We start from the raw sequence: 22,917 nt of genomic DNA on the forward strand, positions 1-22,917 counted from the left end.
AACCCAGCGGGGGAGGTCGGAGGACATCGTCACTCACCTCATACCGGGTCGCGCACCAGCGGACAGGTCATGCAGTGACCTCCACCACGGCCCTTGCCGAGCTCGAAGCCCTCGATCGTGACCACCTCGACGCCCGCCTCGCGCATCTTCGAGATGGTGTACGTGTTCCGCTCGTAGGCGACGACGACGCCCGGCTCGAGGGCAACGACATTGTTGCCGTCGTCCCACTGCTCGCGTTCCTGCTGGTACGCGTCGCCGCCGGTTTCGACCACGCGCAGCTTCGGCACGCCCATCGCATCCGCCACCGCGCCCACGAACGACTCCTCCTGCGTGACGTGGAACCGCTTGCCGTCGGTTCCCGGCCGCAGGCTGATGGCGCGGATCTGGTCCACGACCTTGGGATAGGCCGTGACCTTGTCCCGGTCGAGCATCGTGAACACGGTGTCGAGGTGCATGTGAGCACGGTCCTTCGTCATCACCGCGGCGATGACCCGGTCCGCAGCTCCCTTGTCGAACAACGCGGCGGCGACCTGCTCGATCATCCGCGCCTGGGAGCGTTCGCTCATCCCGATCAGAACGGTCCCGTTGCCGATCGGCTGCACGTCGCCACCCTCCAGTGAGGCGCGCCCGAAGTCGTGGGCGTCGAAACGGCCGTCGTCCCCCAGCGGCGGGTACCAGTACTCGAACTCGGCGTCCCGGAACATCGGGTGATAGCGGTAGATGGTCGCGACGTTGTACGCCTCCAGCCTGCGGGCCGGCCAGAACATCGGGTTGATCGACACTCCTCCGTAGATCCAGCACGAGGAGTCTCGGGTGAAGAGGGTGTTCGGAAGCGGCGGCAGGACGAACATGCTCTCGTCGTCCAGCGCGGCTGCGGGCAGGGACCACGCGCGGTAGCTGCCGATGTCCAGCCCCGACTCGGCCACCGTGAGCCCGCCGATCAGGTGGGTCGCCAGCTGGTCCGACTTCAGCTCGGAGAGTCTGGCACGCACCTCGTCGACCAAGGACAGACCAACGGTGTACTCCGAAGCCACGAGCTCGATGAGCCGTTTCCGCGCCTCCGCGCTGGCGTCGAGAGCCTCGGCCAGGAGGGTCTTGAGGAGAAAGACCTCCACGCCTCGCTCCCGCATCCGGGCCACGAACTCGTCGTGCTCGTACTGTGCGCGCTCGACCCAGAGCACGTCGTCGAACAGCAGGCCGTCGTGGTTGGAGGGCGTCAGCCGCTGGAGGCTGAGCTCTGGTCGGTGGACCATCACCTGTCGCAGGCGGCCTACTTCTGAGTGAACTCCGAACCCGGTCATCTTCCCTCTCCGTTCGTACGCGGTCCCGGTCAGGACGGGACCACTTGCGTCCCGGCAGTGCCGTTGACGATCAGCTCGATCTGATCGAGGCCTCCGATGGCAGCTCGCCCGCCGGTGTTCTCGACGAAGCTCGTCGCGGCCTCGACCTTCGGCCCCATCGAGCCGGCGGGGAACTCCATGTCTCGCAGCTCCGCGACAGTGACGCGGTCGAGGCGCCGTTGATCCGGCCTCCCCCAGTCCGCGTAGACGCCGTCCACGTCCGTGGCCATGACGTACAGGTCTGCGCCGACCTCTCTGGCCAGCAGCTCGGTGGCCAGGTCCTTGTCGATGACCGCCTCCACGCCGGTCAGGGACGGCTTCCCATGGTCCTCGGTGACCAAGGTCGGGATGCCGCCGCCCCCGGTGCAGATGACGACGATGTCGAGGTCCAGGAGCGCCCGGATGGCGTCCAGCTGGAAGATGTGCTGCGGTCGCGGAGACGGCACCACCCGGCGCCACGACTCGCCGTCCTTGCGGAACGGCCAGCCCTTCTCCTCCGCGAGCTGCTGTGCCTGACCCTCGGAGTACACCGGCCCGACGAACTTGGTGGGGCTGGCGAAGGCGGGGTCGTCCTTGTCGACCTCGACCATGGTCATGATGGTCGCGAACCGCTCCGTGGGCGGGAAGCAGTTGCGAAGCTCTTGCTCGAGCAGGTAGGCGATCATTCCCTGCGTCTGCGCGCCAAGGACGTCGAGCGTTGACGGCTCGGCATCGGTGTAGGCCGCAGCCTGCAGCGCAAGCAGCCCGACCTGCGGACCGTTGCCGTGGGAGAGGACCAGCTCGTGCTCTGCCGCGATGGCCGCCAGCGCCGGCGCCGCCTTCCGCACGTTCGTGCGCTGCACTTCCGTGGTCATCGGCTCACCACGCTGCAGCAGGGCGTTGCCTCCCAGGGCCACGACGACTCGCATCCCGCCCACCTCTCATGACCCGAGGGTGGCGACCATGACCGCCTTGATGGTGTGAAGCCGGTTCTCGGCCTGGTCGAAGACGATCGAGGCCGGCGACTCGAACACGTCGTCGGTGACCTCCAAACCGTCCAAGCCGTAGGTCTCGAAGATCTCCGCCCCCACCTTCGTCTCCCGGTTGTGGAAGGCAGGCAAGCAGTGCAGGAACTTGACCTTCGGATTCCCCGTGCGCCCGACGACGTCGGAGTTCACCTGGTACGGGCGGAGCAGCTCGATCCGCTCCTCCCAGACACTCTTCTCCTCGCCCATCGACACCCACACGTCCGTGTACAGGTAGTCGACGCCGCCGACGCCCTCGTCGACATCCGCGGTGAGGGTCAGCCGTGCCCCCGTGGTCTCGGCGATCCCGCGGCACGTCTTCACCAGGTCGTCGGAGGGCCACAGGTGCTCCGGGGCACACAGCCGGACGTCCATGCCGAGCTTGCAGCCGCCCACCATGAGCGAGTTGCCCATGTTGTTGCGAGCGTCCCCGAGGTAGCAGTAGGCGATCTCTGGCAAGTGCTTGTCACTGTGCTCGGTCATGGTGAGCATGTCGGCGAGGATCTGGGTGGGGTGGAACTCGTCGGTCAACCCGTTCCACACCGGCACTCCGGCGTACTGGGCCAGGATCTCCACGTTCGACTGGGCGAAGCCCCGGTACTCGATGCCGTCGAAGGTCCGTCCGAGCACGCGGGCGGTGTCCTTCATCGACTCCTTGTGGCCGATCTGCGAGCCGGTCGGTTCGAGGTAGGTCACGTGCGCGCCCTGGTCCTTCGCGGCCACCTCGAACGCCGTCCGCGTCCTCGTCGACGTCTTCTCGAAGATCAGCGCGACGTTCTTGCCCTTCAGCCGAGGTTGCTCGTAGCCGCCGTACTTGGCGGCCTTGAGCTCGGCCGAGAGCCTCAACAGGAACCGGAGCTCGTCGGGCGTGAAGTCCAGCTCCTTGAGGAAGCTGCGGTTGCGCAGGTTGAAGGACATGACGTTCCTCGGTCTCAGGCGGCGTAGGCGGGCGGGGTGACGACGGCGGCGGCAGTGCCGGAGTCGACGTCGTGGCGGTGACGAAGGACGAGCTTGATGACCTCTTCGACGACCACGAGGCTGGCGGCGAGTCCGAGGCAGATGGCCCACTGGCCCGCCGTCAGCTCCACGGTGCCGAAGATCCGCTCCAGGATGTCGATGGTCGTCACGGCGATGATGGCGAGCAGGGCCACTCCGTACCGACGCAGCTGGACAACAGCCGGTACGGCGTCCCGGTCGAAGATCGTGTTGACCTGGTCCCGGGACAGCAGGCCCGCGAACACGTGGAACAGCGACAGGGTGGTGAGCAGCATCGTGGCGGCGACGACCGTGCTCTCAAGGTCGAGTCCGATCTGATACGCAACCAGCGACCCCGCGGTCATCACGGCACCCTGGATGCAGAGACGAACCCAGTTCGCACGTGACAGCACGGGCGCGTCCACGGGGCGTGGCGGGCGTGCCATCAGCCCCTTGGTGGCCTGGTCGAAGCCCAGCGCGATGGCGATCGGGATGTCGATCACCATGTTCAGCCACAGGATCTGCAACGGGTTGAGCGGCACGCCGCCGGCGATGTCGAGGATGCCGGCGACCAGGAAGATGGCGATGTACGCCACCAGGGTCGACATCTGGAACCGGAGGTACTTCACGAGGTTGTCGTAGAGCGTCCGTCCGTAAGAGACCGCGTTGACGATGGTGGCGAAGTTGTCGTCGGTGAGGATCATCACCGCGGCCTCCTTCGACACCTCTGTGCCGGTGATCCCCATAGCGACCCCGATGTCAGCCGCCTTCAGGGCCGGGGCATCGTTCACGCCGTCACCCGTCATCGCTGCGACGTTGCCCGACTGCTTCAGGAGCTGCACCAGGCGGATCTTGTCCTCGGGCGCGACCCGCGCGACGACTCCGATCTCAGGTAGCTCGCGAAGCAGCTGCTCGTCGCTCATCGCGGCGAACTCGGTGCCGGTCACGGCACGCCCCTCGATCCCCAGCTCTGCTGCGATCGCCGCAGCGGTCGTGGCGTGGTCGCCTGTGATCATCCGCACCCGGATCCCCGCGTCGCGGCACTCGGCGATCGCGGCACGAGCCTCCGGCCGCGGCGGATCCACGATGCCGACCATCGCCAGCAGCGTCAGGTCCGTGACGAGGCCGATCAGGTCCCCGTCCGGCCTGAAGGTGGCAGGGTCGAACTCGCGTTGGGCGACGACCATCACGCGCTCACCGGAGTTGGCCATGGAGTCGTTGGCCTCCAGTGCGAACTGTCGGTTCTCGTCCGTGATCGGTACCAACGTGCCGTCGGGTGCGCGGTAGCTGCCACCGCGGGATATCAGGACGTCCGGGGCGCCCTTCACGTAGCACCGGACGACCGGGCGTCCGTGAGCATCGGTCATCTCGTGGAAGGTGGCCATGAACTTGTACTCGGAGTCGAACGGCACCTCCGCGACCCGCGGGAACTGCCGCCGGGTTGCCTCGACGTCCATGCCGCCCTTGGCTGCGAGCACGATCAGGGCGCCCTCGGTCGGGTCCCCGATCAGGTTCTCACCGTCGAGCACCGCGTCGGCGCAGAGCAGCATGGGCAGCAGGTAGGCATCCAGGTCGATCCGGCTGCCGCCGACGTGCTTGATCTCCCCCGACGTGCCGTACCCCTCGCCTGTGATCGTGAACCGGTTGTGACCCGGGATCGCCAGCTCCCGCGCCGTCATCTTGTTCAGGGTGAGCGTCCCGGTCTTGTCGGAGCAGATCACTGACGTCGAGCCCAGGGTCTCGACCGCTGGCAGCCGCTTCACGATGGCGTTGCGACGCGCGATCTCCCGGGTGCCCATGGAGAGCAGTGCCGTCACGACTGCGGGCAGGCCGGTCGGGATTGCGGCGACGGCGAGGGCGACACCGGTGATGAACAGAGTGTCGAACGACTGGCCACGCACCAGGCCCAGCACGATCACGAACACCAGAGCGAGCCCGGCGATGAAGGCGATGATCTTCGACAGCGCGTCGAGCTGCTTCTGGAGCGGCGTCTTGTCGGTCTCGGTGTTGGCGAGCAGATCGGCGATGTGTCCGATCTCGGTGTTCATCCCGGTGCCGGTGACGATGATCTCGCCGCGCCCGCGGGTGACGGACGTGTTCATGTACGCCACGCACGTGCGATCCCCGAGCGGTACGTCGGTGCCCGGCACCGGCGCTGTCGACTTTCCCACCGGCAGGCTCTCGCCGGTCAGCGCGGCTTCCTCGATCTCCAGTGTCGCCGCCACACAGATCCGGCCGTCGGCGGGTACCCGGTTCCCCGCCTCGACGAGCACGATGTCTCCGGGCACGAGCTGCTCGGCATCGATCTCGACCGCCTGCCCGTCGCGCCGGACTCGGGCGATCGTCTTCATCATCTGGGAGAGGGCCTTGACGCTCTCCTCGGCCTTCGACTCCTGGCGAAGCCCGATCACCGCGTTCATGAGGGTGAGGCCGGCCAGCACCAGGGAGGTCCCCACGTCACCGGTCACGACCAGGTTCACGACCGCCGCCACGAGCAGCACGATCTGCATGAAGTCGCGGTACTGCCTCAAGAACGCCTGGAAACCGGACTCCTTCTTGCTCCCCGTGAGCCGGTTGGGACCGTGGCTCTCGAGCCGGCTCGCGGCCTCGGCCGCACTCAGTCCCGCGGCGACCTCGACGCCCATCATCTGGGCGACCTGGCTCGCTTCAGCCGCCGCCATCGACTCGCGCGGCTGTGCATCTGTCTGTGTCATGGTCGCCTCGGGTCCCTGGGCCGAACTTCTCGAGCAACTCCGAGAATGACCCCCGGCGCGGGCACACGGGATCATCCGCGCGTGGGTATTGAGAAGTGCAGTCGAATGGCCGCGGTCCTGGCCGCAGGGTCTGGTACCGCACCGCTCCGGTCGATCACCCGTTGCGGACGACGACGCAACGTGGTCCGCCAGGGACGATCTCGCCCATGACCGCGTCCAGGAGTGCTGTGGGACGCATCGGAAGCAGGTGATCGGTACGAGCGCCACGACCCCGCAGGAAGGCGGTGGGACGCGGTTGGCGCTGCTGCTGGCCGCGGCCATGTTCGTGCTCGTCGTCGACACCTCCTTGATGAACGTCTCGATCTCGGCCGTCGTCGCGGATCTCGACACCACGGTGAGCGGTGTGCAGTCGGCGATCGCGCTCGAGGCCCTGATCTCGGCCGCATTCATCCTCATCAGCAGCAAAGTGGGCGACCTGATCGGCCGCAAGCGGGCGTACGTGCTGGGACTGCTCGGGTACGCCCTCGGGGCGGTGGCGATGACGCTGGCCCAGAGCCTCACGTCGATCATCATCTTCTGGGCGATCCTCGGCGGGCTGGGCGCCTCACTGCTGCTGCCCGCGATGCAGTCGCTGATCCACGGGAACTTCGAGGGGTCGGCGCAGAAGAGGACCTACGCGCTCGTGGGCGCCGCGGCTGCGGTCGCGGCCGCCGTCGGGCCTCTGCTCGGTGGTTTCGTCACGACGTTCCTGTCCTGGCGGGTGGGCTTCATGCTGGAGGCAGTGGTCATCGCGGTGGTGCTGCTCAACCTCGGCATCGTTCGAGACGTCGTCTACACCGGACCCCGACACATCGACCTGATCGGCGCGGTGCTCTCGGTCGTCGGCATGGGCGGAGTGGTCCTGGGCATCCTGGTCTGGCAGGAGGGAGGGGAGTTCGTGGGCGCCTTGATCGCGATCGGAGTGGTGGGACTCGCGGGGTTGGCGCGCTGGCTCGTCCGTCGGTCGCGTGCGGGGAGACCGACGCTGCTCGATCCGAACCTCTTCCGCTTCCCGCACTTCAGGATCGGCGTGACCCAGCAGATGCTCCAGCAGATCACGCTGGGCGGCGCGATGATCGTGCTCCCGATCTTCCTGCAGATGACCCTCGAGTACAACGCGATGCAGGCCGGTCTGTCACTGGCTCCGCTGTCGCTCAGCATGTTCGCAGTGGCGATGATCGCGGGCAGGAGAACCGGAAACCGACGGGCGAGCTCCATCGTGCGGGCGGGGTTCGCGCTCACGGCGGTGGGGATGCTGCTGCTCATCCCGCTTGTCCCCAGAGCAGACTTCGGCTGGTACCTGATCGGTCCGCTGTTGCTGGCCGGTGCTGGGTTGGGTCTGTTGGTCTCCCAGCTGAACAACTACACGTTGGCCCCGATCGAGGAGGTCCGGGTGAGCGAAGCGGCCGGCGTGAACTCCGCGGCCGGATCCTTCGGGCTGTCGTTCGGGCTGGCTGTGGCGGGAGGCATCATGCTGTGGGCGCTGGCGCTGGGCTTCGGCAACCTGACCGACGCGAGCACCGCGATCCCCGCCGACCAGAAGGAGCAGATCGCCCAGGTCTTGGAGGACGACGCCCAGGTCATGAGCAACACCGAGCTGGATGCGATGCTCGACGACGCACCCGCGACCGTGCAGGACGAGGTGCTCCGCATCAACTCCGAGGCCCGCAACCTGTCCCTGCAGGTGGCGCTGCTCGTTCCTGTGCTCGCCGGCCTGATCGGATGGCTCAACTCGTTCCGCATGATGCGGCTCCCCGACATCGCGCCGTCGCAAGCAGGCGAGGGGACGCTCCTCGGCTGATCAGCCCGCGTCCTCAGGGAACGAATTGGGTCACGCCGGGATCAGGTCGAACTCACGCGCGACTCGCACCGCAGCGTTGCGGCGCGACACTCCGAGCTTGCGCAGGATGTTCCTCACATGGGTACGCACCGTGTTCACCGAGATGTACATCGCCGCCGCGATCTCCTCCGTCGTGAGCATCTCGGCAAGATGCACCAGAACCTCCAGCTCCTTCACCGTCAGGGTCTCCACCGGTGCGGACCGTGGCCCCGCGTCAACTGGAGTCCTTCGCGCCGACCGAGGCATGCCGCGTGCGCTCACCTCGAAGAGCCACGCGTGGTCCGCTAAGAGCCGGGGATCCTGGACCAGCAGGTGACGGACCGGGGCGGCCGTCTCGTGGAACGGCCGCCGCAGCCTGGTGGCGGACGCGAGCTGCAGTGCTTGCTCGAGCGCGTCGCGTGCGCGAGTCGAGGATCCCTCGCGAAGCTGCCGTCCGCACTCCACGAGCCACGCACGGACCCGGACAGTGATCGGCGACGTCTTGTCGAGGGCGACCTTCAAGGCCTCCATCGCGGCTGCATCGTCCCCCAGCCTCAGTCGTGCCTCGGCCACGAGCAGGGCTACCTCAGCTACAGCCACGCTCTCGCGCACGTCCCGGAGCTCCGCGACCGCGGCCTGCGGGTCACCGCCGGCGACCGCGAGGTGCGCGGCCTCGAGCCGGAGCCACGTCGACAACCAGTGCTCCGGGTCGGTCATCCCGGCTATCGTCTCCGCGATGCGCGCCGCGGCAGCATTCCGGTCGCCCTGAGCGACCTGGAGTCGCGATTTCACCAGCGTGAGAAGTGTGCGCTGCACCGGGTCCCCGGGGATGAAGTCGGAGTGCTCGGCGGCGCGCACGTGCTCCGACACGGCGCGCAGATCGAACCGGTCCATGGCCACCCAGGCGAGGGCCACGTGCGCCCCGGCGGAGCGGTCCGCCATCGGGATGCCCGCATCACCGGCGACCTTGATCGCGCGGTTCGCCAAGCCCTCTCCGCGCGTGACATCTCCATCGAAGCAGGACAGGAGCGCGAGGAAACCCAGGCACTCGACGAGCAGCGGATCGGCGCCGGCCTCGACGGCAGCGCCGCATCCGGCGCGGAACACCTCCTCCGCGACCTCCAGCTCGCCATGTCGAACCGCCGCCATGCCCTTGCTCGCGAACACCAGTGCGGCCAGCTCGGGGTGGGAGCGCACCGACGCCAGGCTTGCCGCGTCGGCCAGCGCGTCCGCTGCCGCGGTCGCGAGGATCTCGGCCTCATCGGGGTCCTCGGAGAAGCGGGCCCGGAGCGCGACCAGCACGGCGACCGCCAGATTGATGGCCTTGGCGTGTTGGGCTCCGTCGGCGGGCAGGCCCCGCACGAGGTCGATCTCGTGGCGGAACCCCTGATCGTCGCCTGCGCTGAACGCAAGCGTCGCCCTCACCACCGCCGCCGCCGGATGCTCGAGGTCGGGCGGTAGCGCCTGGAGCGTTTGCATCAGAGGGCTGGAGCCGCCGTCGAGCACGAGCTGCCCCACCGCTGCGCTGTCGACCACCTGCTCTGCCGCTTCCTCCCACGCCCCGAGCGATGCGAAATGACGCACGGAGGGAGTGATCAGGCCTTGCTCAGCGAACCACTCGGCCGCCCTTCGCTGCAGCGTGGCCATGGTGCCGGGGGCGGAGTAGGCGAGCTCCGCGCGCAGCAGCTCCCTGAAGAACGGGTGATAGCGATAGTGCTCCGCGTGGCCGGGCACCTGCTCGATGAAGACGTTGACCCTCACCAGGAACGCCAGCGTCCGGGCAGCCGAACGACCCGCGAGGGCTTCGGCGAGCCCGGGGGTGATGGTGTCGGGGATGCTCGTCGCCATGAGCAGCTCGCGCACTTCCGGCGGATGCGCGGCCAGCACCTCGCCCATGAGGTACTCGGCGATGGTGCCTCTGTCGCCGACCACCTCGTCAACGGCAGTGGTCGGATCCTCGCGTTCGAGGAGCATCCTCCCGGCGAGGCGCAGACCGGTGACCCAGCCCCTGGTGCGGGAGTTCAAGGTGCGCACCGACTCAGCGGGCAGCACGACACGCATCTTGCCGAGGAGCGCGGCCGCCTCGTCGTCGGTGAACGCCAGGTCAGCCATCCGGACCTCGGTCATCGTCTCGTCAAGCCGGTAGCGGTACAGGGGTAGAACCGGGTCTGCGCGGGTCAGCAGCACCAGGCGCAACCGGTGCCCTGTGTGCCGGAGAAGGAAGTCGAGATCGGTGGCGACGGCAGCCGAGTCCACCTCGTAGCCGTCGACGACGACGGTCATGGGCTCTGCGTGCGTGGCGACCGCGGAGGCCATGGCACGGCGAACGCTCGCATCCAGGGGAGAGCTGCCGGTCGGCAGCGACCTGGCCGAGACCGGGACGCCGAGCCGTTCGAGGCACCCTGCGAACCCCGGCCAGAACGCCTCTTCCCCGTCGAAGGTGATCCACTCCGCCCGGTTCGCCCCCCGCTTCGTGATCCAGTCGGCCACCAGGGTCGTCTTGCCGGTTCCTGCCGGAGCGCTCACGAGCACCAGGGAGCATCGGGGGTCGGCGTCAAGCTGCTCCAGAAGCCGGCCGCGGGCCAGGAACTGGCGCGGCCGCTCGGGAATCCCCGCCCATCCGGCCATCATCGGCGATACGTCGGTGTGCCGGCCGTCCTCGACCGGGTCGACGCGCGCCTTCGACTCCACGGGTCTCCCTCCCGACGTCGGCACGCTAGCCGTGCCGCTCCGGGCGGGAATCACACGAATCATGTGAAAGGAGAGGATAAGAGCGACGGTTCTCCGCTCGCCGAGCACTCCCGGCAGGCTTTTCACACGATCCGGATGTCGTGCCCGGGTGCGTCTCGTGGCTTGATAGCTGTTGAACCGGCCCGAGTACTTGCACGTGAGGACTTGACGGTGGATCACGCCGAACGACTGACGCTGCTGGCGATGAGCGACCCCGCCCACGGCGAACGATGCCTGAGTGGGCTTGCGGGCTCTGAAGCGTTGGACCCGAAGACCCGATCTCTGGTGCGCCTTGCGGCGATGATGGCGGTGGGTGGTGCGGTGCCGTCGTACGGCGCACTGGCGGACGCGGCCATCAGCTCCGGCGCCAGGCCGGCCGAGATCGTGGACGTGCTGGAGTCGATCGTCCCCGTGATCGGCCTGCCGTGTGCCGTGGCAGCCGCCCACCGCGTCAGTCTCGCGCTGGGCTACGACACGGAGACAGACTGGGACCGCAGGCTCGAGATCTGAGGCGGAGTCACTCTCCGAGGAGGCCGATGGCAATGGCCTTCTCGACGGCGCGTCCACGCGAGGAGGCGCCGAGCTTCCGGTAGATCGAGGCGATCTCGGAGCTGGCGGTGTTGCGCGAGATGAAGAGGCGCTTTCCGATCTCCGCGACGGTGAGGTGCGTCTGCAGGTAAGGAAGCAACCGCAGCTCGGCAGGGGTGAGTGGTGCTGTGCCCGCCGCCGACGCGTCGAGTGCCGGCGCGGCGATCGACCGCAACGTCTCCACCTCGTCGACGAGGGCTCCCAGCGAGGGTCGGTGTCGAAGGATCTCGTCGATCTCGGTGAGCAGGTGACGCGTCGTTCCGGGGTCGCCCGCGGCCAGTGAGACCTCGGCGAGCTGAAGCCGCCCGCGCACGGACAGGAAGGGCAGCGCGTAGGTGCACCTGGTCCGGCCACGCATCGCCTGACGATGCAGCCGCTCCGCGGAGGCCCGGTCACCACCGTGCAGGGCAGACCTGGCCGCCACGCCGTGTGCCAGCAGGCTCGCCACGGAATCGAGGAGCCGATGCTTGTCCACGGCGACCATCACCGATTCCACCCGACGAGCCGCGTCCTCCCAGTGGCCGTGGTTCATCGCCAACCAGGCCAGCTCAGTCTCGCTCAGCACCATCACCTCGGCGTTTCCCCGCCGCAGGGCTGCAGCCGCCGCATCTTCGAGAAGCGCCACGGCACTCGGTTCGTCTCCCGCCAGGAGGGTGGCCTCGCCGTACAGGTAGAGGGCCCGGTCGCGCCAGTCACTCCACGGCGCCTCCTGCTCGACAGCGAGCTGAGCATCGCGCATCGCGCGCCCCGGCCCGTCCGGACACATGGCTACCCGCAGCATCGCGCGAGCCGACTCGAACGACGCCGTGCCGTCCACCTGCGGGCCGTCGAACTCGACACCGTCGGCGTGCGCCAGCCACCGCAGGGCCTCCTCCGTCGCTCCCGTGGCGGCCGCCAGCCAGGCCCGGAGCACGGCGAGCGGCGGATACTCCTCCACACCGTCGTCTCCCAGGGTCGCGAACCAGCGTCGGACGGTGGCCAGCTGCCCGCTCCGGTACGTGGGGAGGGCAGCCTTGGCCACCAGCTCGGCAGCACGACGACAGTCGTCGGTCTGGAGAAGATGCTCTACCGCCAGCTCCGGCGAACCGTTCTTCTCATACCAGTCCGCGGCCCGCACGTGCAGGTCGGCGACGATCTCCGGCTCCACCAGGTGCAGCTGACCGACGAGGAACTCACGGAACATGGCGTGGCAGCGGTACCACTGCCGGTTCCGGTCCACGGCGAAGACGAACTGGGTGGATGCTTCCAGGCCTCGGAGACGTGACTGCGAGTCGTGCCGACCGAGCACGGCGTCACACAGTGGGCCCGACAGCAAGTCGAGCACCGAGGTGCGTCTGAGCAGCTCCCGGACGTCCTCGTCGAGCTTCGAGAGAGTCTCCCGGTACAAGTAGTCGGCGATGTACCGGTCCTCCCCCGAGATCTGCGCAATCGATTCCGGGCGGTCGCGCGCGACGAGTGCCGACAGGTAGAGGCCGGCCGGCCAGCCTTCGGTTCGTGAGACCAGGTCCTCGGCATCGTCTTCACTCAGGTCCACGCCCGCCGTCCCGAAGACCTGTTTCGCACCGGTTGCGCCGAAGGCCAGGTCACTCCGCGTGAGCTCCATGGCATCTCCGGAGGCGCGAAGGCGGGGCAGGTGCGGCTGCTCGTCGCGGCTCGCCGTGACCAGCTGCGAGCCGGCCGGGATCGCGGAGGCGACCAGGCCGAGCACGTCGTGGGTGGCCGGCGACCGAAGCTCGTGGAGGTCGTCGAGCATGAGCACGAACGGCATCGGACTGGCGTTCACGACGGTCGCCAGCAGGGGCGCCGCCCGCCCGAGGGCGGAGAACCCGACGGCAGCCATGTCGGCCACGACGTCGGGGCGGTGCTGCGTGGCACGGACGTACGCGGTCGCGAGCAGGGTGAGCAGAACGGCGGCATCGTCGTCCAGCCGATCCAGCGACACCCACGCGACCTGGCGCTCCTCCACCTGCGCCCACTGCGCGAGGAGCGTCGACTTCCCGTATCCAGGTGGGGCCGTCACGCCCACGATCCGGCTGGAGCTCGTGACGGTGGCGTCGATGAGAGCCCGACGGCTCACCATTCCTACGGCTGTCGGCGGAACGCGAAGCTTGGCATCGATCAACATGCGGTCGAGATCCGCTGGAGCCGCAGGCCCTCCCCGACCCACGGACATGCGGCAATGCTAGCCCTGCGAGCTCGCGACGCGGGGAGGCTGCTGCGCGTCCTTCACCTTCGACTACCTATCGACGTCTCTGCGCTGTCGCGGGAGCGGTCGGCCACCCAGATGCCCTCGATCTGCAGGCCGTGTGAGTCAAGCAGCGCCACCAGTTCGGCGAGATCGCTCTCCGTCTCAGTGCAGATCGTGGTGCACGTGTGTGAGTCCACGACGGTGCTCGGTCGGAGCGCCCAACGCAGGACAGGGCCCAGCCGGCCCGCGATCGTGAGCTCGAACTGCGTCGCCGCCCCGTGGTCGTGCCGAGTCATGGTTCATCGACCCCCGGGTCCTCCGTGCTGCCGGTGGAGAGCCGTCTCACCTCCACGACGTCGAGCCCGTACGCGCGGAGCTTCACCAGGAATCCGTGCAGCTCCGCCTGGTCTCGGAAGTGACCACGAAGCGAGGTCCGTAGCTCTCGGATCGTGACGTCGACGGGGGCCAGCTGCTCGAGCACCGCGTCGGGGACGCTGCCCGTGATGCGGACTTCGAACACCTGGTCGCCAGTGGCGTGGCCGGGGCCTCTGGCCCCGGTGTCCTCGGACGATTGCCCCTCCATCATCGTCAGCCATCCCTCTCACATGCCCGTCGGGGCTCGGCATCTGTCGGAAGTCTGGCCGGAACGCGGGCATCGATCATCGTCAGATGCAGACGAGTTGAGGCGGGTACAGGAACCGGGCCTCTCGGGACCCGCACTTCGTCCTCGGCGGATGAGGGAAGCCCGGCGTCGGACTCCTAACGTGGCCAGCACCTGACCACACGGCAGCGATACCTGTCGAGGAGAGGACTGGTCGTCATGGACGAGGTCGAGCTGGGACCGATCAGCTATCTGGTCGTCGAGTTCCCGGGAGCCAAGCTCACCGGGAAAGGCATGGAGGAGCTCCTTCGCCTCACGGACCAGGGCATCGTCCGCGTCCTGGATCTCGTGTTCGTCATGAAGGAAGCCGACGGGACCGTGACCCTCGTCGAGGTGACCGACCTCGACCACGACGGCACGCTCGACCTCGCGGTCTTCCAGGGGGCCTCGTCGGACCTGCTCGGTGCCGACGACCTCGCGGAGGCGGGCCAGGCGATCGAGCCGAACAACGCGGCCGCCATCTTGCTCTTCGCGAACACCTGGGCCGCCCCGTTCGTCCGTGGTCTGAGGCAGAGCGGCGCCCAGCTCGTGGCGAGCGGGTACGTGCCCCTCGACCGAGTCGCAGAGGCCCTCGAGATTGCCGAGGCAAAGGGCTGAGACCGTAGCCCACCCACGACAGAAGGGAACCCGACCATGCCAGGACTGATCAGAGGCGTTGCCCGTACGGCGGCCATCGCGGGGACGGCGACCGCCGTCTCCAACCGGGTGTCGCGCCGGCAGGCCGAGAGATGGGCGGCCGAGGCACCTCCGCAGGCCCCTCCACCGCAGATGGCGCCTCCCGCAGCTCCACCAGCCGCGAGCACACCGGACCCGATCGCCCTGCTGACGGACCTGGGACGTCTCCACGAAGCGGGCACGCTCACGGACGAGGAGTTCGCCGCGCAGAAGGCCAAGATCCTCGGTCAGCTGTAAGGCCTCTCGCGAGCAGCCCGCCCGCGAGGCCGTGCATCACCACGGACAGCACGACGGTGAGCGCGATCGCCGCCACCAGCTCCCTGCCTTGCTCATGAAGGTTCTCGAGGACGATCAAGGCGAAGATGACGGAGGGAAGTCCGCGCGCTCCGAACAAGCCGATCACCATGACCTCGGCGCGCTCCAGTCCGGACCCGACGAGTGAGAGCGCGATCGGCAACAGGCGCACCAGTGTCAGGCTCAGCAGCGCGAAGGTGAAGACGCGCCAGTCGGTCCACTGCCCCATCGTCGGCAGCGCGAGCGCGCCGAAGACCAGCCAGGTCAGCATCGACGCGAGGCTCGACGTCTCCTTCACGTACTCGATCTCTCGAGCCTTCGTCAGCCGCGTCGTCCAGCTGAACAGGAGGCCCGCTACGAACGCGGCGACGAACCCGTTGCTATCGACGACGAGCGCGGTCGAGAACGCGAGCAGCGCCAAGGAGAGCAGGGTGACCCCGACGAGGTCCTCCTTCAGCCACCCGTGGCGCCGGGCCTCGCGCACCAAGCCTCCTCCGACCGCCCCGACCACGGCTCCCACCAGCGCACCGACGAGCAGGTCCACGACTGCGCGTCCAGGTTCATGGACACCCTCCACCCCGAGGTCCGCGGCCACACCCGCGATGGCCAGCATGACGATCGGCAAGACGATGCCGTCGTTCAAGCCGCTCTCGAGACTCAACGCGCGTCGGGCCCGCGCAGGTACGCGCGGGTTCCCGATCACAGCCGCGCCCATCGCCGCATCCGTCGCCGCTACGGCCGCGGCGACCAACAGGGCCTCCCAGGCGCCGTAGCCGAGAAGCGTGCTCGCCACGACCGCGCCCAGGCCGATGGTGAGCGGCAGGCCGAGGCCGAGCAGGCGTACCTCGGTGCCGAGGTCTGGCGGCCGCCGATGGAGGTTCAGCGCGGAGGCCTCGACGAAGAGCACCCACGCCAACGTGACCTCGGCGAGCACCTTCACCGGCTCGGCCTCGACGTCGAGGTGGATCACCCCGACGACGTCCACGTAGACATAGCCGGCCACGACGAACACGATCGGCGCGGTGATCATGACCGACCCGGCCCTGTTGCCCAACGTCCCCCACAGGACGACGGTCAGGAGGACGATCGAGATCGAGGCCGCCTCCACGTCTGGCAAGCCCCCTCTACTTGTGTACGTTCGCTGGCCCGGCTCACACGCTGCGACCGCAGCGCACGTCCCCGCAGCCTGCCTTGACAGCCACCGGCTGTCCTCACTCCGGATGGATGATCGAAGCCGGGAGTCATCCATCCTGGACGACGATGCCGTTGCTCCCAGGGCGAAGGATGGCGCCACCGACCCTCGGTGTCCGCGCGGGTCGCGAGATGGAGGGGCCATCGCCTATGGACAGCCAGCAGAACCCGGACCGTCGCGATGTGTTGCCGGTTCCGGATCGACTCACACCTGGTCTGGTCACGTATGACGCGAAGGACCCTGACACGCCCCGCGCGTCGATCGAGACGATCCGACCCCCTGCCTCAGCACCGAACGTGCTGGTCGTCCTGCTCGACGACGTCGGGTTCGGGGCCTCCAGCACGTTCGGTGGCGTCATCAGCACGCCGAACGCTGACCGACTGGCCTCAGCCGGCCTCAAGTTCAACCGGTTCCACACGACGGCGCTGTGCTCGCCGACGCGTGCCGCTCTGCTGAGCGGCCGCAACCACCACACCGTGGGCATGGGCGGAATTACCGAGATCGCAACGTCCGCTCCGGGCTACAGCTCCAGACGTCCCAACAGCTGTGCACCACTCGCCGAGATCCTCCGTCTCAACGGGTACTCGACCGCGCAGTTCGGCAAGTGCCACGAGGTACCCGTGTGGGAAACCAGTCCCTTGGGCCCCTTCGACAACTGGCCCACAGGGAGTGGTTTCGAATACTTCTACGGCTTCATCGGCGGGGAGGCACACCAGTACTACCCAGCCCTCTATGAGGGAACCACACCCGTCGAGCCCGACCGTACGCCCGAGGAGGGCTACCACCTGATGGGCGACATGACGGACAAGGCGATCGGCTGGGTCCGCCGCCAGAAGTCCCTGATGCCTGACAAGCCGTTCTTCGCCTATTTCGCGCCGGGCGCGACCCATGCGCCGCACCATGTGCCGCCCGACTGGGTCGACAGGTACGCCGGCCGTTTCGACGGTGGCTGGGACGTGCTGCGGGAGGAGATCTTCACCCGTCAGAAGGAGATCGGCGTCATCCCCTCCGGGGCGCAGCTGACGCCACGGCCGACCGAGATCCCCGCGTGGGACGACATGTCCGAGGAGCTGAAGCCGGTCCTCCGCCGGCAGATGGAGGTCTACGCCGCATTCCTGGAGTTCACCGATCACCACGTCGGTCGACTGTTCGACGCACTCGAGGAGCTCCAGGTCTTCGAGGACACGCTCGTCTTCTACATCATCGGGGACAACGGCGCCTCGGCCGAGGGAACCATGAACGGCACCTTCAACGAGATGATCAACTTCAATGGAGCGGCCGCCTTGGAGACGACCGCGTTCCTGTTGGCCAATCTCGACGGCCTCGGTGGACCCGACTCCTACAACCACTACTCCGTGGGTTGGGCCCACGCCATGGACACGCCGTACCAGTGGACGAAGCAGGTGGCGTCCCACTTCGGCGGCACGCGCAACGGCGCGATCGTGTCCTGGCCGCGCGGAGTCGCGTCGTCGGGCGGTCTCCGGACCCAGTTCGCGCACGTGATCGATGTCGCTCCCACCGTCCTCGACGCTGCGGGTCTGGCCGAGCCCACGTTCGTGAACGGCGTACAGCAGACACCCATGCAGGGTGTGAGCATGCGCTACTCCTTCGACGACGCAGCGGCCGCGGAGAGGCACGAGACCCAGTACTTCGAGATGTTCGGTAACCGTGGCATCTACCACAAGGGGTGGACCGCGGTCACGCGGCACAAGACCCCGTGGCTGTTGATGGGTGAGGACACGCCCGCCTTCGACGACGACGTCTGGGAGCTCTACGACACCGGCGTCGACTGGTCCCAGAGCGAGGACCTGTCGCAGAAGCACCCAGGGAAGCTCCACGAGCTCCAGCGGCTGTTCCTCATCGAGGCCACGAGGAACGGCGTGTTACCCCTCGACGACCGCGTCGCAGAACGACTCTCCGCGGACATCAGCGGTCGTCCCCAGCTCGTGATCGGCAACCGGCAGCGGTTGTACGCCGGGATGGGCAGGCTGTCGGAGCACTCGGTCGTCAGCATCAAGAACGTCTCGCACGCGGTGACTGCGGAGGTGACGGTTCCGGACGAGAACGCCCAGGGCGTGATCATCGCCCAGGGCGGGAGCATCGGTGGCTGGAGCTTGTACGTGAAGGACGGGAGGCTCCGCTACTGCTACAACCTCTTCGGCATCCATCGGTTCCACGTGGCGGCCGACGAGCCGCTGCCGGCCGGCCGGCAGCAGGTCAGGATGGAATTCGACTACGAGGGCCCCGGCCTCGGGAAGGGCGGCACGGTCCACCTGTTCGTGGGCGGCGAGGAGGCGGGTACGGGACACGTCGACGCGACCGCTGCCATGATCTTCTCCGCTGACGACACCTGTGATGTGGGCAGGGAGGACGGTGCGCTGGTGTCGGACGACTACCCCACGCCCAACCACTTCACAGGTGAGGTGCACTGGGTCGAGATCGCCGTCGGCGAGGACGCCCACGACGCAGACCACTTCCTGTCGCCCGAGGAGCTGCTTCGGGTCGCCGTGGCGCGTCAGTGAGCTGAGATCCGGAGGAGGTATGTCGCAGCCGGGCCTGACTCCATCGACGCGCGAGACCTGGCGATTGGCCAGGCTCGCGGCACTTCGGACCGTCCTCTCTCTCTCCGCCCTGTTCGGCGCCTACTTCCTGCTCCCCGCGCGCCCACCCCGAGGCGGCTCCGACGCTCCCTGGCTGGCGCTGGCCCTGTGCGTCTTCGGCGTCGTCGTCGGGGTTCAGCTGCACTCCATCGTCAAGGCGCCTCATCCAATGATCCGGGCGGTGGAGACGCTGACGCTCACGGTGCCGGTCTTCCTGCTGATCTTCGCGCGGAGCTACCTCTCCGGCTCGCTGGGCGATCCTGCGTCGTTCAGCGAGCCCCTGGACAAGACCACCGCCCTGTACTTCACAGTGAGCTGCTTCGCCACCGTCGGCTTCGGGGACATCGTGGCGATGTCGAACCCGATGCGGCTCCTCGTGACCTTGCAGATGCTGCTGGACCTGGTGATGCTGGGCGCCCTCGTGAAGCTCTTCGCGTCAGCGGCTCGTCGGGGAATCGCGGACCGCGCCCAGCAGCCGTGAGGGGTCGGTGCTCGCAGGCCCACGGACGAGCATCGGGCTCCGAACGTCGCTACGCCAGCGCCTTCGCCTTCAGCGTCTCGAACTCGCTCTGCGTGATCGCGCCGGAGTCCAGCAGGGCCTTGGCCTCTGCCACCTGCGAGGTGGCGCCACCACCGCCCTTGGTCCCGGCCACGGAGCGGATGTAGTCGTCCTGCGCCGCGATCTGACTCTCCAGGTGCGCCCGGTGCCGAGCAGCCATGTCGTTCCCCCGCGCGATCAGGTAGACGAGGGCGGCGATCAGCGGGACCAGGATCAGGAAGATGGTCCAGCCTGCCTTGCCGAACCCTGACATCCCGTCGTCCCGGAACACGTCGACGAGGATGTTGAACAGGAGCATCAGGTAGGCGATGAAGGCGTACGAGATGATGATGAACCAGAGGATGTCCCAGAAGCTCATGTCAGTCCTCTCCGCGTATCCCCCGGTCGGCGGGGCTGTTGGTGCCGACGGTAGGGATCAGGGCGCTGGGCAGCCTCATCCGACGTGAGGTATTCACGCCGGCACCGTCGGCGACGTGGGACGTGCCTCATGAGGAGCGCTCGCGCGACCAGCTCCGACCAGGACTTGCAGGACTGCCAGCAGGAACAGAACCAGTGCCAGGGACCACCACCACCGTGCGACCGAGACGTCGTTGCCCCACAGCAGGATCACCGCTCCGAGGGCCACCGCGGCGATCCTGAGCCAGCGGACGTTGCCCGCCACCCAGCGCCCCCCGGCACCGACGTGGTCCCCCGGCAGCACAGCACCAAGTCGTTCCAGGCCCCCGGTGACGGTCGTGCGGACTGCCGTTCCGTACTGGTTCGCGCCGGCGAACCAGCCCGCAACCACCAGGACCAGTCCCAGCCACAGGACCACTACCTGACCCCGCTGCAAGTACGCCAACAGGGTCTCGTAGAACGCCCGACTCGCCGGCCCGAACGTGGTTCCGGACAGCTCGTTGCTGAACAGCTGCCGACCGACCGAGAGCGCCAGTGCGAGCAGTAACGCGTTCGCAGCGATCACAGCCCCGATGGCGACGATCATGCGCGGCTTGCGGCGCGCCAGCACGAACGCCCCCGCGTAGAGGAGACCCACGATCGGGAGCATCCAGCGCGCCACCGGGTTCCCGAACGCGTAGATCGTGCGCATCTGCGCGAGCCGCGGCGCGTCGAGCAGCACGATCTGCCGGTCGCTCTCCGGGATGGGAGCGTTCTCGACGAAGGTGAGCCCCCGATCGACGAGCCGTACCTTGACCTCGTCGATGACCTCGGAGACGTCGAGCACGACCTCCTCACCCTGCAACGAGATCGCCCTGGTCTCGTCGCCCTGCAGGATCCGCTGGAGCGCCTGCTGCGCCCTGGTGTTCACGCGTGTCCAGATGTCGGCGAACGTGTCGGAGGCGAAGAACTCCCGCACCTGACGCTCGACGGCGCCGTTGATCGCTGCGGACAGCGGCCCTACCAGCAGCTCCAGCCGGGGCGCGTCGTCGATCACGCCGGCGAACGCCTCGTTGAGGAGCGCCTCGATGTCGACCTGTTGCTGGATCGCGTCGGTCACCGTGGCGGACAGCGCGTCCTGGACCTCGGGTGACTCGATCAGCGGACCGACTGTCTCCACGTAGCGCTGGGTGTCGTTGAGCGTGCGCTGGCCCCAGTACCCGATGGCCGCAGGGACGGTCAGCAACCCGGCGAGGACCAGGCAGATGATCGCGGCGGCCGCGCGCCCCCGCGAAGCGGGGTACGTTGCGGCGGGTTCGACCACCGATCCACCCGTGTCGGGTCCGGTGACCTGGCTCATCGGAGACGCTCCTTTCAGGTCGCGGAGGGCGTAGAGCTCTCGGCGTGGACGAACGTCGCGCACGTGCGATCCTCCGCGTCTGGAAGGGTCCACACATCATGCGGTCGGGGTGAGGCAGGCAGCCGACGCTCCGCGTCAGCCGACGCTCGCGCTACTGCAGCGCCGCGGTCAGCCGCATCACGTTGTCGACGTACGCCGACCCCTTGGAGCGGGATGTCCAGTCGTCGAGCGTGAGCTCCTTCGACATCGCGCGGTAGGTGTCCTCGACCTGCTGCACACGGCGTACGACCTCCGAACCCAGCAGCATCAGGGACACCTCGTAGTTGAGGGCGAACGAACGCATGTCCATGTTGCTCGACCCGAGCACGGCGACGTCGTCGTCGACGGTGAAGAACTTCGAGTGGAGGATCGCTGGGGCGGGGTAGAAGTAGATCCGCACGCCGGCTCGCAGGAGCGCCTCGTAGTAGGACCGCTGCGCATGGAACACCATGAACTGGTCGCCCGCCTCGCTCACGAACAGCTCGACGTCGACCCCACGTCTCGCCGCCGTCGTCACGGCGTAGAGGAGCGACTCGTCCGGGACGAAGTACGGACTGGTGATGGAGAGTCGTCGATGCGCGGAGTAGATGAGGGTCGTGAAGAGCCGCAGGTTGTTCTCGGTCGCGAAGCCGGGCCCGCTCGGGACCACCTGCGCCTCCACGTCACCGGTGGCCGCTGCCGACCTGCTGAGCTCGTCCCCGAGCTTCACCCCTGTCTCGGAGTACCAGTCGGTTGCGAACAGGACGTTCAAGGCAGTCGCGGCCGGCCCCTCGACCTTCGCCATCAGCTCGACCCACTGACGGCCGGCCTGGTGGTTCTTGGGCTTGTTGTAGCCAGGCTCGATCAGGTTCTGCGAACCGGTGAAGGCCACCGTGCCGTCAATCACCAGGATCTTGCGGTGGTTCCGCAGGTCCGGCCGACGCCACTCTCCCTTGAACGGGCGGATCGGGAGCATCGGGTGCCACTCGATCCCTGTTCCCTGGAGCTTGGCGACGAAGTCCCCGTAGCCAGGGATCCCCCGAGACCCGAGGTGGTCGAAGAGGAGGCGCACCATCACGCCGCGTTCCGCCGCCCTGGCCATCGCCTCGAACACCGGTGAGGTCACGTCGTCCCACGCACTGATGTAGAACTCGACGTGCACGAACGTCGTTGCCCGGTCGATCTCGGCTGCCATGGCCGCGATGCTGTCGCCGTAGCCGGGGAACAGGTCGACGCGGTTCCCTCCGGTCACCGGGAGCGCTCCCAGGTTGCGGTTCAGGAGCTCCGCCGACTGCACGTATGCGAGGTCGAGCCGTGCGTTGTCGCGGCCGGGTACCTCCTTCGTCCGGGTCGCGATGATGGCGTTCACCTCCGCCTGCTGCTCGTGACGGCGACGTTCCAGACGGGTCCGTCCGAGCAACAAGAAGAGCGCGAAGCCGACGTAGGGCACGATCAGGATGAGCAGCAGCCAGGCCATGCCGCTCGACGGGCGGCGGTTGCGGGGGACGACGCCGAGAGCAACCACCTTGATCACGAAGTCGAGCACCAGTGCCGCTACCGCGATCCAGCCAGCCATGGCCGCCAGCCTGCCGTACGCGGACCGATCCGTCCCTCACCCGTTGCGCGTGAAGCGGGTTGCGGTCCTGACCCGGAAGATGTGCTTCCGGAACGTGAAGGAGGGCCGATGCCTGGACCAGCCGACGCACGCGGCGCGCCCACCAGCCCTCGTGGATCTGGGCGCCGGCAGGTGGCCGGTGACCTCGTGAGCCAGTCGTGGCGGCGTCCC

18 protein-coding genes are annotated in these 22,917 nt (G+C 68.0%); 6 read left to right on the forward strand and 12 right to left on the reverse strand.

Annotation, left to right across the window (positions count from 1 at the left end):
* Positions 1 to 38 precede the first annotated feature (38 nt).
* From VFZ39_RS08680 to VFZ39_RS08695, 4 genes are read right to left on the reverse strand one after another with little or no spacing between them, the layout of a single operon-like run.
* Positions 39 to 1,301 carry an arginine deiminase gene (locus VFZ39_RS08680; RefSeq protein ID WP_330865335.1) on the reverse strand — a complete coding sequence of 421 codons (1,263 nt, stop codon included), beginning with the start codon at positions 1,299 to 1,301 and terminating at the stop codon, positions 39 to 41.
* Positions 1,302 to 1,330: 29 nt separating this feature from the next.
* Positions 1,331 to 2,248 (reverse strand): carbamate kinase, encoded by a 918-nt coding sequence (gene arcC / locus VFZ39_RS08685; RefSeq protein WP_330865336.1) that lies wholly within the window; start codon positions 2,246 to 2,248, stop codon positions 1,331 to 1,333.
* A gap of 12 nt (positions 2,249 to 2,260) precedes the next feature.
* A complete protein-coding gene (gene argF / locus VFZ39_RS08690; RefSeq protein ID WP_330865337.1) occupies positions 2,261 to 3,262 on the reverse strand; it encodes an ornithine carbamoyltransferase in 1,002 nt (333 codons plus the stop codon).
* 14 nt (positions 3,263 to 3,276) lie between these two features.
* Positions 3,277 to 6,033 (reverse strand): cation-transporting P-type ATPase, encoded by a 2,757-nt coding sequence (locus VFZ39_RS08695; protein ID WP_330865338.1) that lies wholly within the window; start codon positions 6,031 to 6,033, stop codon positions 3,277 to 3,279.
* A 247-nt stretch (positions 6,034 to 6,280) separates the two neighbouring features.
* Here VFZ39_RS08695 and VFZ39_RS08700 point away from each other — a divergent pair, with 247 nt between their 5' ends.
* On the forward strand, positions 6,281 to 7,873 hold the full coding sequence (locus VFZ39_RS08700; protein ID WP_330865339.1) for an MFS transporter: 1,593 nt from the start codon (positions 6,281 to 6,283) through the stop codon (positions 7,871 to 7,873).
* A gap of 30 nt (positions 7,874 to 7,903) precedes the next feature.
* Here the strand turns inward: VFZ39_RS08700 and VFZ39_RS08705 are convergent, their stop codons facing one another.
* Positions 7,904 to 10,582 carry a LuxR C-terminal-related transcriptional regulator gene (locus VFZ39_RS08705; protein WP_330865340.1) on the reverse strand — a complete coding sequence of 893 codons (2,679 nt, stop codon included), beginning with the start codon at positions 10,580 to 10,582 and terminating at the stop codon, positions 7,904 to 7,906.
* A gap of 210 nt (positions 10,583 to 10,792) precedes the next feature.
* Here VFZ39_RS08705 and VFZ39_RS08710 point away from each other — a divergent pair, with 210 nt between their 5' ends.
* Complete coding sequence (locus VFZ39_RS08710) at positions 10,793 to 11,131, forward strand: carboxymuconolactone decarboxylase family protein (RefSeq protein WP_330865341.1); 339 nt, start codon at positions 10,793 to 10,795, stop codon at positions 11,129 to 11,131.
* Between the two features lie 7 nt (positions 11,132 to 11,138).
* Here the strand turns inward: VFZ39_RS08710 and VFZ39_RS08715 are convergent, their stop codons facing one another.
* The 3 genes from VFZ39_RS08715 to VFZ39_RS08725 all read right to left on the reverse strand — a co-directional run bounded on the left by VFZ39_RS08715 (position 11,139) and on the right by VFZ39_RS08725 (position 13,917).
* On the reverse strand, positions 11,139 to 13,286 hold the full coding sequence (locus VFZ39_RS08715) for a LuxR C-terminal-related transcriptional regulator (protein ID WP_330865342.1): 2,148 nt from the start codon (positions 13,284 to 13,286) through the stop codon (positions 11,139 to 11,141).
* Positions 13,287 to 13,435: 149 nt separating this feature from the next.
* On the reverse strand, positions 13,436 to 13,693 hold the full coding sequence (locus tag VFZ39_RS08720; protein WP_330865343.1) for a hypothetical protein: 258 nt from the start codon (positions 13,691 to 13,693) through the stop codon (positions 13,436 to 13,438).
* Positions 13,690 to 13,917 (reverse strand): hypothetical protein, encoded by a 228-nt coding sequence (locus VFZ39_RS08725; protein ID WP_330865344.1) that lies wholly within the window; start codon positions 13,915 to 13,917, stop codon positions 13,690 to 13,692. The genes VFZ39_RS08720 and VFZ39_RS08725 overlap by 4 nt, the downstream gene beginning before the upstream one ends.
* A gap of 300 nt (positions 13,918 to 14,217) precedes the next feature.
* Between VFZ39_RS08725 and VFZ39_RS08730 the strand changes: the two genes are divergently transcribed.
* Together VFZ39_RS08730 and VFZ39_RS08735 are read left to right on the forward strand one after the other, a co-directional pair.
* Positions 14,218 to 14,655: a DUF6325 family protein gene (locus VFZ39_RS08730; protein ID WP_330865345.1), complete on the forward strand. Its 438-nt coding sequence runs from the start codon at positions 14,218 to 14,220 to the stop codon at positions 14,653 to 14,655.
* A gap of 171 nt (positions 14,656 to 14,826) precedes the next feature.
* Positions 14,827 to 14,970 carry an SHOCT domain-containing protein gene (locus VFZ39_RS08735; protein ID WP_330865352.1) on the forward strand — a complete coding sequence of 48 codons (144 nt, stop codon included), beginning with the start codon at positions 14,827 to 14,829 and terminating at the stop codon, positions 14,968 to 14,970.
* On the opposite strand, the gene VFZ39_RS08740 is transcribed toward VFZ39_RS08735, so the two are convergent.
* Positions 14,918 to 16,135 carry a cation:proton antiporter gene (locus VFZ39_RS08740; RefSeq protein WP_330865353.1) on the reverse strand — a complete coding sequence of 406 codons (1,218 nt, stop codon included), beginning with the start codon at positions 16,133 to 16,135 and terminating at the stop codon, positions 14,918 to 14,920. The genes VFZ39_RS08735 and VFZ39_RS08740 overlap by 53 nt on opposite strands.
* A gap of 380 nt (positions 16,136 to 16,515) precedes the next feature.
* On the opposite strand from VFZ39_RS08740, the gene VFZ39_RS08745 reads away from it, so the two are divergent.
* Positions 16,516 to 18,741 carry an arylsulfatase gene (locus tag VFZ39_RS08745; protein WP_330865346.1) on the forward strand — a complete coding sequence of 742 codons (2,226 nt, stop codon included), beginning with the start codon at positions 16,516 to 16,518 and terminating at the stop codon, positions 18,739 to 18,741.
* Positions 18,742 to 18,760: 19 nt separating this feature from the next.
* Positions 18,761 to 19,300, forward strand: a complete 540-nt coding sequence (locus VFZ39_RS08750; RefSeq protein WP_330865347.1) for a potassium channel family protein — start codon at positions 18,761 to 18,763, stop codon at positions 19,298 to 19,300.
* A gap of 49 nt (positions 19,301 to 19,349) precedes the next feature.
* Here VFZ39_RS08750 and VFZ39_RS08755 read toward each other — a convergent pair whose 3' ends face one another.
* From VFZ39_RS08755 to cls, 3 genes are all read right to left on the reverse strand, one after another.
* Positions 19,350 to 19,736 carry an SHOCT domain-containing protein gene (locus tag VFZ39_RS08755; protein WP_330865348.1) on the reverse strand — a complete coding sequence of 129 codons (387 nt, stop codon included), beginning with the start codon at positions 19,734 to 19,736 and terminating at the stop codon, positions 19,350 to 19,352.
* Between the two features lie 93 nt (positions 19,737 to 19,829).
* The gene (locus VFZ39_RS08760; protein ID WP_330865349.1) at positions 19,830 to 21,113 is read right to left on the reverse strand and encodes a hypothetical protein; all 1,284 of its coding nucleotides are present in this window, start codon (positions 21,111 to 21,113) and stop codon (positions 19,830 to 19,832) included.
* Positions 21,114 to 21,264: 151 nt separating this feature from the next.
* A complete protein-coding gene (gene cls / locus VFZ39_RS08765; protein ID WP_330865350.1) occupies positions 21,265 to 22,707 on the reverse strand; it encodes a cardiolipin synthase in 1,443 nt (480 codons plus the stop codon).
* Between the last annotated feature and the right edge of the window lie 210 nt (positions 22,708 to 22,917).

It is taken from the genome of Nocardioides sp., from assembly GCF_036374615.1.
In the GTDB taxonomy this organism is placed as follows: Bacteria; Actinomycetota; Actinomycetes; order Propionibacteriales; family Nocardioidaceae; genus Nocardioides.

What these genes read in the sequence shown, in the direction of transcription:
- VFZ39_RS08750 (WP_330865347.1), top strand. Translation starts at nt 18,761, where the DNA reads ATGTCGCAGCCGGGCCTGACTCCATCGACGCGCGAGACCTGGCGATTG.
- cls (WP_330865350.1), bottom strand. Translation starts at nt 22,707, where the DNA reads ATGGCTGGCTGGATCGCGGTAGCGGCACTGGTGCTCGACTTCGTGATC.
- VFZ39_RS08755 (WP_330865348.1), bottom strand. Translation starts at nt 19,736, where the DNA reads ATGAGCTTCTGGGACATCCTCTGGTTCATCATCATCTCGTACGCCTTC.
- argF (WP_330865337.1), bottom strand. Translation starts at nt 3,262, where the DNA reads ATGTCCTTCAACCTGCGCAACCGCAGCTTCCTCAAGGAGCTGGACTTC.
- VFZ39_RS08760 (WP_330865349.1), bottom strand. Translation starts at nt 21,113, where the DNA reads ATGAGCCAGGTCACCGGACCCGACACGGGTGGATCGGTGGTCGAACCC.
- VFZ39_RS08730 (WP_330865345.1), top strand. Translation starts at nt 14,218, where the DNA reads ATGGACGAGGTCGAGCTGGGACCGATCAGCTATCTGGTCGTCGAGTTC.
- VFZ39_RS08720 (WP_330865343.1), bottom strand. Translation starts at nt 13,693, where the DNA reads ATGACTCGGCACGACCACGGGGCGGCGACGCAGTTCGAGCTCACGATC.
- VFZ39_RS08735 (WP_330865352.1), top strand. Translation starts at nt 14,827, where the DNA reads ATGGCGCCTCCCGCAGCTCCACCAGCCGCGAGCACACCGGACCCGATC.
- arcC (WP_330865336.1), bottom strand. Translation starts at nt 2,248, where the DNA reads ATGCGAGTCGTCGTGGCCCTGGGAGGCAACGCCCTGCTGCAGCGTGGT.
- VFZ39_RS08680 (WP_330865335.1), bottom strand. Translation starts at nt 1,301, where the DNA reads ATGACCGGGTTCGGAGTTCACTCAGAAGTAGGCCGCCTGCGACAGGTG.
- VFZ39_RS08695 (WP_330865338.1), bottom strand. Translation starts at nt 6,033, where the DNA reads ATGACACAGACAGATGCACAGCCGCGCGAGTCGATGGCGGCGGCTGAA.